The 11,798-nt window shown below is 26.8% G+C and carries 11 protein-coding genes and 4 tRNA genes; 6 read left to right on the forward strand and 9 right to left on the reverse strand.

The features are described 5' to 3' along the window. Nucleotides 1-26 precede the first annotated feature (26 nt). Genes asnS through murC form a run of 3 tightly spaced genes read right to left on the reverse strand, consistent with a single transcriptional unit; the run spans nucleotide 27 to nucleotide 3,526 of the window. On the reverse strand, nucleotides 27-1,415 hold the full coding sequence (gene asnS / locus SFBM_RS07480) for an asparagine--tRNA ligase (protein ID WP_005805070.1): 1,389 nt from the start codon (nucleotides 1,413-1,415) through the stop codon (nucleotides 27-29). Between the two features lie 16 nt (nucleotides 1,416-1,431). Continuing rightward, nucleotides 1,432-2,097 carry a metallophosphoesterase family protein gene (locus SFBM_RS07485; protein WP_014018074.1) on the reverse strand — a complete coding sequence of 222 codons (666 nt, stop codon included), beginning with the start codon at nucleotides 2,095-2,097 and terminating at the stop codon, nucleotides 1,432-1,434. Nucleotides 2,098-2,140: 43 nt separating this feature from the next. After that, on the reverse strand, nucleotides 2,141-3,526 hold the full coding sequence (gene murC, locus SFBM_RS07490) for a UDP-N-acetylmuramate--L-alanine ligase (RefSeq protein WP_005805067.1): 1,386 nt from the start codon (nucleotides 3,524-3,526) through the stop codon (nucleotides 2,141-2,143). A 177-nt stretch (nucleotides 3,527-3,703) separates the two neighbouring features. Here murC and spoVG point away from each other — a divergent pair, with 177 nt between their 5' ends. Then, nucleotides 3,704-3,976 carry a septation regulator SpoVG gene (spoVG, locus tag SFBM_RS07495; RefSeq protein WP_005805066.1) on the forward strand — a complete coding sequence of 91 codons (273 nt, stop codon included), beginning with the start codon at nucleotides 3,704-3,706 and terminating at the stop codon, nucleotides 3,974-3,976. Nucleotides 3,977-4,121: 145 nt separating this feature from the next. On the opposite strand, the gene SFBM_RS07500 is transcribed toward spoVG, so the two are convergent. Further along, nucleotides 4,122-5,561: a leucyl aminopeptidase gene (locus SFBM_RS07500; protein WP_005805065.1), complete on the reverse strand. Its 1,440-nt coding sequence runs from the start codon at nucleotides 5,559-5,561 to the stop codon at nucleotides 4,122-4,124. Nucleotides 5,562-5,622: 61 nt separating this feature from the next. Between SFBM_RS07500 and SFBM_RS07505 the strand changes: the two genes are divergently transcribed. After that, nucleotides 5,623-6,522, forward strand: coding sequence for an alpha/beta fold hydrolase (locus tag SFBM_RS07505; RefSeq protein WP_242821626.1), 900 nt, complete (start codon nucleotides 5,623-5,625; stop codon nucleotides 6,520-6,522). 9 nt (nucleotides 6,523-6,531) lie between these two features. Here the strand turns inward: SFBM_RS07505 and SFBM_RS07510 are convergent, their stop codons facing one another. From SFBM_RS07510 to SFBM_RS07530, 5 genes are all read right to left on the reverse strand, one after another. Then, the gene (locus SFBM_RS07510; RefSeq protein ID WP_005805063.1) at nucleotides 6,532-7,839 is read right to left on the reverse strand and encodes a hypothetical protein; all 1,308 of its coding nucleotides are present in this window, start codon (nucleotides 7,837-7,839) and stop codon (nucleotides 6,532-6,534) included. Nucleotides 7,840-7,923: 84 nt separating this feature from the next. Next, a complete protein-coding gene (rsmA, locus tag SFBM_RS07515) occupies nucleotides 7,924-8,757 on the reverse strand; it encodes a 16S rRNA (adenine(1518)-N(6)/adenine(1519)-N(6))-dimethyltransferase RsmA (protein ID WP_005805062.1) in 834 nt (277 codons plus the stop codon). After that, nucleotides 8,744-9,304 carry a ribonuclease M5 gene (gene rnmV, locus SFBM_RS07520; protein WP_005805061.1) on the reverse strand — a complete coding sequence of 187 codons (561 nt, stop codon included), beginning with the start codon at nucleotides 9,302-9,304 and terminating at the stop codon, nucleotides 8,744-8,746. Before rnmV ends, rsmA begins: the two co-directional genes overlap by 14 nt. A gap of 63 nt (nucleotides 9,305-9,367) precedes the next feature. After that, on the reverse strand, nucleotides 9,368-10,435 hold the full coding sequence (locus SFBM_RS07525; protein ID WP_005805060.1) for a G5 and 3D domain-containing protein: 1,068 nt from the start codon (nucleotides 10,433-10,435) through the stop codon (nucleotides 9,368-9,370). A gap of 30 nt (nucleotides 10,436-10,465) precedes the next feature. Continuing rightward, complete coding sequence (locus tag SFBM_RS07530) at nucleotides 10,466-11,236, reverse strand: TatD family hydrolase (protein WP_005805059.1); 771 nt, start codon at nucleotides 11,234-11,236, stop codon at nucleotides 10,466-10,468. 182 nt (nucleotides 11,237-11,418) lie between these two features. On the opposite strand from SFBM_RS07530, the gene SFBM_RS07535 reads away from it, so the two are divergent. From SFBM_RS07535 to SFBM_RS07550, 4 genes are all read left to right on the forward strand, one after another. After that, nucleotides 11,419-11,493, forward strand: a tRNA-Glu gene (locus SFBM_RS07535). 13 nt (nucleotides 11,494-11,506) lie between these two features. Then, nucleotides 11,507-11,582: transfer RNA gene (locus SFBM_RS07540), tRNA-Val, on the forward strand. 3 nt (nucleotides 11,583-11,585) lie between these two features. Then, nucleotides 11,586-11,662 (forward strand) — tRNA-Asp (locus tag SFBM_RS07545). Nucleotides 11,663-11,667: 5 nt separating this feature from the next. Next, nucleotides 11,668-11,742: transfer RNA gene (locus tag SFBM_RS07550), tRNA-Glu, on the forward strand. Nucleotides 11,743-11,798 lie beyond the last annotated feature (56 nt).

The raw sequence follows: 11,798 nt of genomic DNA on the forward strand, positions 1-11,798 counted from the left end.
AAGATAGTTAACTTTAACTATCTTTCTTAAAATTCTGCATTTTGGGGCGTTCTCGGAAATGGTATAACATCTCTTATATTATTCATTCCAGTCAAATACATAACAAGTCTTTCGAGACCAAGACCAAATCCTGAATGTACAGTTTCTCCATATTTCCTTAAATCTAAATACCACCAATAATCTTCTTCATTAAGACCAAATTCATTTATTCTATTCTTTAAAACCTCATACCTTTCTTCTCTTTGACTACCTCCAATTACTTCACCAATTCCAGGTACTAAACAATCAAAAGAAGCTACAGTCTTATTGTCATCATTTAATCTCATATAAAAAGCTTTTATATATTTAGGATAATTATATAAAAATATAGGCCTCTTAAAATATTCTTCTGTTAAGTATCTTTCGTGTTCTGACTGTAGATCGATTCCCCATTCAACTCTATACTCAAATTTCTTACCACTCTTTAATAATATATCTACAGCATCTGTATAAGTAATTCTATCAAATCTATCATTAACAAGCTTATTTAATTTATCTAGTAATCCTTTTTCCACAAAATTATTTAAGAATTCAATTTCATCTTTACAATCTCTTAATACAAATTCAATTACATATTTAAGCATGCTTTCAGCTAGGTCCATAGCACCAAAAAGGTCAACAAATGAAGCTTCAGGCTCAATCATCCAAAACTCAGAAGCATGACGTGATGTATTTGAATTCTCTGCTCTAAATGTCGGTCCAAAAGTATATACTTTCCCTAGGGCAAGAGCCATAATTTCAGCTTCTAGCTGCCCACTAACAGTTAAATTAGCCATCTTACCAAAAAAATCCTTAGAGTAATCCACTTCTCCATTATCTTCTCTAGGTATATTTTTAAAATCAAGTGTTGTTACTTTAAACATTTCTCCAGCACCTTCACAATCACTTGCTGTAATTATCGGAGAATTGATATATTCATATCCATTTTCCCTAAAAAACAAGTGTATTGCATAGGATACAACACTCCTTATTCTAAATACAGATAAAAAAGTATATGTTCTCGGCCTCAAATGCCCTATACTTCTTAAATATTCAAAAGTATGTCTCTTTTTTTGAAGTGGATAATCTTGATTCGAATTTCCTTCTAAATATATAGATATAGCTTTTATTTCAAAAGGTTGTTTATTTTTCGGTGTTAATACAACAGTACCTTCTATCTTAATAGTTGATGAAATTACATATGAGCAAACTTCATCATAATTTTTTAGATAATTTTCCATGACAATCTGTACATTTTTAAAAGAACTCCCGTCATTTATTTCTAAAAAAGCAATATTATTATTACTCCTTACACTCCTTAACCAACCATAAATTATTACATTTTTATTGCTATACTTTTCACAATTCTTATATAAATCATTAATATTTATTCTCAACTTCAATCATCTCCTTTTAATATGTATCTATATCATATGAATTTATAAGTATTTCTGGAAAATTCATCATCTTCATATCTTTATTAATTTTAGAAAATAAATGTTTACACTTCAATATCTTATAGTTATACACATTATTTGAAATATCCAAAACCCCACAAGAAACACCACCTATACTTGACACTGGTTTACCACAGCTTCCTGGTATTATAATACATTTTCCTTTACCAACTTTAATTTTATTTGGCGTATGTTCATAACCACAAACTAAAATATCTTCCTGAATATCTTGATCACTCTTATAAGGATTTTTATGTACAAACTTTATATCAAAATTTCCAAAATTCATAATTAATTCAGAAGGTAAACTAGATAAATAATATAAATTATTTTTTGTTAATTCCATAAACGTAAAATTTACGGAAAAACTATTTATAGTCCCCTCATTTATACAAGAAAAATCATTATTAATAACTGCAGAATCATATATACCCTTAATAGATACTATATGTTTCCTTTTAATAAAATTTACAACCTCATTAGGATGAGGTCCGTATCCAACAATATCTCCCAAACACAAGATAAATTCCACGCATTCCTTTTCCAATAAATCATAAATCTCCATTAAAGAATATAAATTTGAATGAACATTACTTATGATACCTATTTTCAATAAAGTCACAACCCCTTAAATTAAAATAAAGAGGTTAAAAAACCTCTCAAAACTACATATATATAAATTTATTACTTAATTCATAAATATTACCTGCACCAACCACTAAAAAAACATCTCCTTCTTCTCCCTTACCTTCCATATACTTAATCGCATCATCAAAACTTTTAGAATAATAACATTTCTGTCCGGTTGAAGCTATTTTTTCCTTTAAATCTATAGCTGTAATACCCCATATGTTTTTTTCCCTTGCCGCATATATATCAAATAATATAAGTTCTTCAATTCCATTAAAACTTTTTAAGAATTCATCAAGCAAAAATAATGTTCTACTATAAGTATGAGGTTGAAAAAAACAATATATCTTACCCTTAGTTACAGACTTAGTCATATCTATAAGAGCCTTTATCTCAGTTGGATGATGGGCATAATCCTCAATAATTTTAATCCCATATCTCTGCCCTTTTATCTCAAATCTTCTTTTAGGTAAATAAAAATCTAAAAGTGCTTCTTTAGTCTTACATATATCAATATCAGATATTAATGAAAATGTAATACCTGATAGAGCATTGAGTAAATTATGATCACCTATTACATTTATCTTAAATCCTTCATAAATCATATTTTTATATAAAATATCAAAACATATACTATTTTCAGTTCTAGATATATTAATAGCACTTACATCTCCGCACCCTATCCCATAAGATACTTTTTTGCAACTTGTATTATACAATACATCATATATAAGTCTATCAGAAGCACAATATATTAAGTATCCATCACTTGATATATTTTCTGCATATTTACTAAATGCCATTTTTATGTCACTTAAATCTTTATAATAATCCAAATGATCCCTATCTATATTTAATATAACACCTATATCTGTCTTGAAATTTAAAAACGAATGTTTATATTCACAAGCCTCTATAAGCAAATACTCGCTTTTACCTGATCTACAATTCCCATTAATTAAATCCAGCTCTCCTCCTATTAATATGGTAGGATCCAATCCATTATATATCATAATATAACTAAAAATAGATGTAGTACTTGTTTTACCATGAGTTCCCGATATAGTAACACACTTACTATATTTCTGGGTTAATTCTCCTAAAAATTCCGCTCTATTAATTACAGGTATTTTTTTTCTAATAGCTTCTTTAATCTCATCATTTTCATAATTAACAGCTGAAGTACACACAACAAGCCCAACAGTATCCTTAATATTCTTAGAATTATGTCCTACACTTATCTTACAACCTCTATTTTCCAAATTAATTGTTAATTGATTTTTACAAATATCACTTCCTGAAACCCTAAAACCTCTATCTAATAAAATTGATGCTATACCACTCATGCTAATTCCAGAAATTCCAACTAAGTGTATATATTTATTGTTTTTGATAATTCTATCTAAAAATATATCTCGCAAAAAAACACCCCTTAATTATATAGGACTTTTTATAATTATATACATTTTTTACTAAAAAAAATACACATTTATTAAATAATAATATATTTTTTTAAAACTTATTGTTATATTAATATATTTTTCTGTTTTTTACATAAACTACTTTCATAAATCGAAAAACTTATAGAGGTGAATTGAATGCAAGTTACAGATGTTAAAATCAGAAAAATCACTAACGAAGGAAAAATGAAAGCTATAGTTTCAATAACTTTAGATAATGAATTTGTTGTTCATGATATAAAAGTTATTGAAGGGGAGAATGGATTATTTATAGCTATGCCTAGCAGGAAAACTCCTAATGGGGAGTTCAAGGATATAGCCCATCCTATTTCAACAGAGGTAAGACAAAAATTCCAAACCGAAATATTAAAAAATTATAATATTGCACTAAATGAACAAGAGCAAATGTAATTCAATTAAAATAATGTATATAATATCATTTAGTTAAAAATTTATTTAAATAAGTTTTTAACTAGTATACTTATGTTATAAATTAAAAAGAAGACCACACATATACATATGGTCTTCTTTTTATTTAATAATTTTAAACTTAGAATCATTGACTATTTTTACAAAAATTATATAACAGTTCAACGACAGCACCTGTTGCACCTTTTTTAGGAAATATCTTTGTAGAAAAATCATTCCACGCAACATAAGCTATGTCTATATGAGCCCATGGTTTACCTAAAGTAAATTCCCCAACAAACAATCCAGCCGTTATAGTTCCGCCATATCTTCCACCAATATTTTTATAATCAGCAATATCGGACTTCAAAGTCGATAAATATTCCTTATCTCCTGGTAACCTCCATATACTATCTACAGTATTTTTACTTGCATCATTCAACTTATTAAATATACTTTCATCATTATCTATAATGGCAGCATACTTAGTCCCAAGCGCTATACCACACGCTCCTGTTAGCGTAGCAATATCTATTATTAAATCAGAATTTAAATTTTTCGCTGCATAATAAACTCCATCTGCAAGTGCTAATCTACCCTCTGCATCCGTTGATATAATCTCAATAGTTTTGCCTGAAAGTGATCCTATTACATCCCCAGGTTTAAACCCATTTCCATTTATCATATTTTCACACGTAGGTATCACACCAAAAACATTTATTTTCAAATTTTGTTTCGCAAGTAAAATTATTAAAGATAAAACGCTCGCTGCTCCTGCCATGTCACATTTCATAGTTACCATTCCATCAGAACTCTTTATAGAATACCCACCAGAATCATATGTTAATCCCTTACCAACAAAAGATATAGTTTTATCGCTTTGTTTATCTCCAAAATATTTCATAACAATAAATCTTGGTTTATTTACGGATGCCTTTCCAACCTCATATAGAGCATTTAAATTGTTTTCCTTTATCCAATTTTCATCATATACATTAATCTCTACATCCAAACCCTTAACTTGTTCAATACACCTATTTCCAAACTCTTCTGGAGTTAAAATATTTGACGGTTCATTAACTAAGTCCCTGGTTAAATTTATTGCATCTCTTATATTCAATAGTTCATCTAAATCTTCACTTTTATTAGTGTATATATCAATCTTTACCTCTGTCTCTCCTAATTTCGTGGTCATATACCTATCAAATTTATAATTTGCTGCACTAAATGATAAAATAATACCTTTTAGCATATTTTTAATATTTAAATTATCACATTCAAAAGAATAAAATAAAATATTTTTTAATAAATTTATTTTCATTTTTTCAAATAAAGAAACTAAGGATTTATACCAAGAATCATATGTTAACTCGTCTTTTTTCCCAATACCCACAAATACAAGCGTAGAAATACCATTCACATCATTCTGATTAAGCGAATACTTTGTACCAATTTTACCTTCAAACAATCCCTGATTTTTAATCTTATTAAAAATATCGCTATATCTAGATATTTCATAATCTTCAAAACAAGGTATAATTTCTACTTGATATTCACTATCTAATTTATCAACTAACTTAAATTCCATTTAGTACTCTCCTTAAAAATAAGATGTATATTTAAAAATTTAATAACCAAAATAATACAAGGTGATTATTTTGATCAATAAAAAAAATATATTAATATACTCTATAATTTTATTATTTTTTATGCATATCATTATTAATTGTATGTATATTTTTTACAACAGCAAGAACAATTTAAACTACTATATAAATAACTTTAATGAAAAACAATTTAAGATAAATAACACTTATATAACTTATTACGAAAAAAATATAATAAATAACTATAGTAACAGAACAAAAAATGTTATACTACTTCATGGTCCATTTGAATCATCTCTTAACTCATATAACCTAATTAATAAATCTCTAGAAACATTAACCAATTTAAAATGCAACTTTAACATTTTTCTTATAGATTTACCTGGGCACGGAAAATCATTCAAAATAAATAATTTCGATTACTCATTTAGGAATGTTTCTTCATATATCAACTACTTACTAGAAAATTTAAATATAACTGATACTTTACTGATATGTAGCAATTTCTCATCAAGTATAGGATTAAATATGATTTCCTTAAATGATAAAATATTCTCACAAATTATTCTTATAGATCCTATTTTTAATTACAACCCAACATGGGAAAATTCCAAGTTATTTATTAAAAATAAACTATTGTTATTATCATCATTTATTATTTTAAATATAAATAAATCATCTTTAAATTTGAGTAATTATACTACATTATACTTCAACAATAAAAACTCATCAAATAAATATGCTTCAAAAATGATAAACGAAAGTTCTCCAATATCAACTTTAGATATTAGATCCAATATACCTATATTCGCTATAATTAATAGAAAAAGCTACTTTAATTCAACTTATATTGCAAATCTATCTAATAGATTTGCATCAATTATATTTTTACCCCATATATTCCCCCTAGAGGATATAATAGATAGTAGGTTTAAAAATTAAACCTACTATCTATTTAACCTCAAATCTTTTGTAATCATATTCCATTATAATATATTTTTTTGAATTTTCATAATCATATATATATTTATTAAATCCTGTTTCTCCATCATACGGCAATTTAAAATTATTATCAAGATCACCCTCTACTCCATATACAAGGTTAGAAATATCTTTTCCATCACAATTAATTCCTATAATAAAATAACCACGATCTACAAAATATGGATACATAAAAACCATTGGATAATATATTATTGCATATTTTATATTATCTGTTTTTCTAATATTTTCTATTTGTGAAAAATTATCTACATAAACTTTAAAAAATCTATAATTATCCTGATTTAAAGAATAAAATTCCTCATACTCACTCAATATATTTAAAAAAAACTTATAATCATAATCATAATCTATATGTCTATTAATATCACAAAAATTTTGGAGTAAACTCTTTACCATTTTCTTTATTTCACCATCATCCTTTAACAGAAGTTTTTTTAATGAATCTATATGTTTCTTTGCTTCATTAAAAATATTTTTAGATTTATCTATGTCATTCTTTATTTCATTCTCATATTCATAATATACATTATCATTTTTATTTTCAAAGTCTCTAGTTGAATCTAAAGAATGTGTCCTTAAATATCTATCCATGATAAAATCACCTCTATTAAATTTAAATAAGCTTAAATTTTTTTCATTACACAAACATTTAGATTCATCAATTTTATCATCATTTTCCACTAAAACCTCAATTCCAATTTCCTTATCTACTTTAACAAATTTATTTTCACAGTTTTTATTATCATTTTTAGTATATTCAACTCCATCTTCATAATCTTTTTTATCTTCCTTTTTCTGTATATCCCTCTTTGTTTCAAACATAAAACTATCTCTTCTAAAGGTCCTATTTTTAATTAATCTAAACTGATTAACCTTCCAATTAAAAACTTTTTTCTTAGCTAAAAATCCACTTAATGGATATTTGACCCCACCTTTCAAATCTTTAAAACAAACTGTACTACCATGCAAACATTCAAGTAATGTATCATCAAATTCATATGATACATCAATTTTTCCATTCTCATCTGGTTTAATATCTCCAATTGATATAATATCTATTTTAGATTCATTTTTAATTATTAAACTCAAGCTATAAGTATTTTCATTATTTAAATTCTGTATATAATAAAATATTCTAAATTTAGAATCTTTGGCTTCTATCTTTGTATAACCTGAAGGTTTCTTATTTTTAAATGAGTACCCTTTATCATCCTCTTGAAGTATTATAAATTTTTTACTATCAGAAATAATCATTTAATTCTCCAATATATAATTTTAATACTATGCTATGCATAATTATATTAAAAATTACTAAATAAAAAACAGATCAAATTATATTTAATCTAATCCATTTAAAATTTTAAATATTTTAACAAACTCATCCACTGTCAAATTTTCTGCTCTTTTATTAAAATCAATATCCATGTAATTAAATATTTTCATCAAAATTTCTTTATCCTTAGTAAAATTAGACAACACATTATAGAGTGTCTTCCTTCTCATACTAAAACATCTTTTAACGAATTTTAAAAAATTATCTTCTATTTCTCTATTTTCAAATTTTCTATTATCCAATATTTCAAACTTTATAAATACAGAATCAACTTTCGGTTTAGGTATAAAATTAACAGCCGGTATATATTTAACAACATGAGGCACTGAAAAATAATTTACAAAAACACTCAAAGATCCATATTCTTTTGTAGAAACATTTGCTAAAATACGATTCCCTACTTCTTTTTGCACCATAATAGCAATAAAATCTATACTTAACTCACTCTTAAACAATTTCTCCAGTATAGGTGTTGTTATATAATAAGGTATATTAGCTACAACCTTAAACCTCCCATTTAAATTTCCCAAATCTTCTAAATTCATTTTCATAAAATCATTATGTATAAGTTTGAAATTATCATACTCTTTTAAATTTTCATTTAAAATGGGTATAAGTCTATCATCTATTTCAATTGATATAACTTTTTTTGATTTCAAAAGTAATTTTTCTGTCAAAACACCAAATCCTGGTCCAATTTCAATAACAATATCATTCTTTGTAATATCTAATTTATCTAATATTTCATTAAGCAAAATATCATTATTAAAAAAATTCTGTCCTAAATATCCTTTAAATAAAAATCCATATTTTCTCTGCAATTCTCTAACACTCGTCATCTATTAACTCCTCTAATTTTTTTAGTGAAGATAAAAACACTTCTCTAGATATATTAAAACTATTTAGCCTAGATAAAAACTTCTTTCCATTTGCTGTACCGATTCCTAAAATATTCCCTAGTATTTCTCTACGTTTTAATGAATCCCTATTTCCAACAAGTTTATTATTAAATAAATCCTTTTGTGTAAACTCCTCTCTTCTATAAGACAATTCACATTTTGCATTTTTTATTGCTAAAATTATATCCTTAGGATGAGCATTTTCCACTCCTATATCACCATTTTTAATACTCTTATTTTTTGGTATATACGCATGCTTAACACCTTTTACCTCATCTGAAATTTTTTTTCTTATTCTTTCTCCCGCAGAATCAGAATCCATAAGTAAAATAACTCCACATCTTTCTTGTGCATTCTTAATCAAATTCATCGTTCTACTAGATATCCCAAACCCAGATACGTATATAACCTCTGCATTAATTCCTCGCTTAACTGCAATTTCATCACATATACCCTCAACTACTATAACTTCCTTAATTTTAATCATTAAGTCCTCCTATAAAAAATAATGCTACAATACTTTACACAAATATTGTAGCAAAACTTCAACTTATTCTAGTATATATATTTTTACTCCCTTTTTTCTACCCCAATTATATGCAGCCTCTCTACTAGGCATAAAAACATCTATTATATTCCCTCTGATAGCTCCACCAGTATCATGAGCTATGGCAAAACCATATCCTTCAACATATACCTTTGTATTAAGAGGTATAACTTTTGGATCAACTGCAATAGTACTCCATCCATCAGGATTATAAAGAGTTGGATTACCTGTAGCTGTTATATGATTACCATTAGATCCACTATTATAAAAAGCAGTAGACTCCACTAATTTAGAATATTTAATTGAATATTCCTCACCTAAAAACGTTATTTTACCTCCATTTAAATACGAATTATTTATAATATTTGATAATGCTTGATTCTCATCCTTAATAATAGATCTATCCTTTGTCCCTTTTTCAATTACTTTATTAATTGGCTGTCTCTCTACATCATCATAAATTACATTATCACTTACTTCAATATTATTTTCATAACGCTTTTCTCTTTTAATAAGTCTTAATCCATCTCTACCTTCTTGAATTACTCTATTTTCATCTGAATATAAAGAATTATTGTATCTAATTTCAGTGTCATATGGAATTGCTATACTTTCTTCATTAATCCTTATATCAACATATTTAATAAAAATTTCTTCATCTGGAATAATATCACTATATAATGATGGTTCAACTATATCATTTTCATCTATATCTATATCTCTCTCTTTCAAAAAATCTTCTATAGTTTTAGACATTGTCATAACTTCATATGGATCACTATTTCCTAAATACAAAATAACAGGAACTGGATTATTAAAAACATCATTATCTCCATATTCTATATTAGAAAGTTTTGATGGATATACCCCCACTTCATCCTGTAAGACTATGCTATTCTCCTTCAAAACATCTCTAGTTGTATTTTCTATTACATAAGTTGAAATTTCAATTCCATCAACAACAAGTGTAACTGGTTTATTTATATAAATAACCAAATAAAATAGTATAACAGAAATTAACAAACTAGCTAAAGAAAATAACATAGTCTTTATCGACCTTGATTTTACCATAATTCCCCCCTAATAAAACTTTAATATACATTATAAACTAAAAAACTTTAATGCATTTTTATATAACATATCCCCAATTTTATAGAAGTCTTCATTTCTTACATCAGCAATTTTTTTTATAATATACTCTATATTTATTGATTCATTTCTTTTACCTCTAAGTGGTACAGGTGAAAGATAAGGACAATCTGTCTCTGTCAAAAGATATTCAATTGGAATTTCTTTTATTACTTCTATTATCTTGACAGCATTTTTAAATGTAGAAATACCTGATATTCCCAAATAAAATCCTAGCTTAATCAATTCTATAGCGATTTCTAAACTGCCAGAAAAACAGTGGACCACACCTCTTATTGGCATAAATTCCTTAATTATCCTGAGCGTATCTGCATATGCATCTCTACAATGAATAATAACTGGCTTATCCAAATCTTTTGCAATTTTTAATTGATTTCTAAATACCTCTTTTTGAATTTCCTTATCAATATTATCATAGTAGTAGTCTAATCCAATTTCACCAATTGCTAAAACTTTTTTATGTTTATTAAATTTATATAAATCATCCTCATAAGTTATTTTATAATAATATTTAGAATAACTTGGATGTATTCCACAAGCTCCATAAATAAAATCATATTTATCAATAATATCAATTGTTTTTTTACAAGAATCAATGTCTACAGCACAATTTAATATTTTTTTTACCCCGTAATTAAATTGCCTCTCAATAACTTCATCCCTATCGTGCAAAAAGCTATCATCATAATAATGAGAATGAGTTTCAAAAATTTTCAAAGACATCTTATTTCTCCTTTCATAGTTTAAAATAATACATTTATTATCTTTTAGTGTCAACTTGACAAAATATGGATTTTATGTTCCATCTAATTTGTAAAAACCTTCAATATTTTTTAAATACTTATGTAAAAAATATTGACATGAATAATATTATACTATATAATTTGTAAGGTAGTAAATTAGTTGGCCCGTTGGTCAAGCGGCTAAGACACCACCCTTTCACGGTGGTAACACGGGTTCGATTCCCGTACGGGTCACCATAATTTTATATTTGGGCGCATAGCTCAGCTGGGAGAGCATCTGCCTTACAAGCAGGAGGTCACAGGTTCGATCCCTGTTGTGCCCACCATTTGGCTCAGTAGCTCAGTTGGTTAGAGTGCCGGCCTGTCACGCCGGAGGTCGAGGGTTCGAGCCCCTTCTGGGTCGCCATTTATGGCCCGTTGGTCAAGCGGTTAAGACACCACCCTTTCACGGTGGTAACACGGGTTCGATTCCCGTACGGGTCACCAAAACAAAAAAACAATGAAGTAATACTACTTTATTGTTTTTTTGTTTTTTATAAAAA

The sequence above is a fragment of the Candidatus Arthromitus sp. SFB-mouse-Japan genome (assembly GCF_000270205.1).
Lineage (GTDB): Bacteria > Bacillota > Clostridia > Clostridiales > Clostridiaceae > Dwaynesavagella.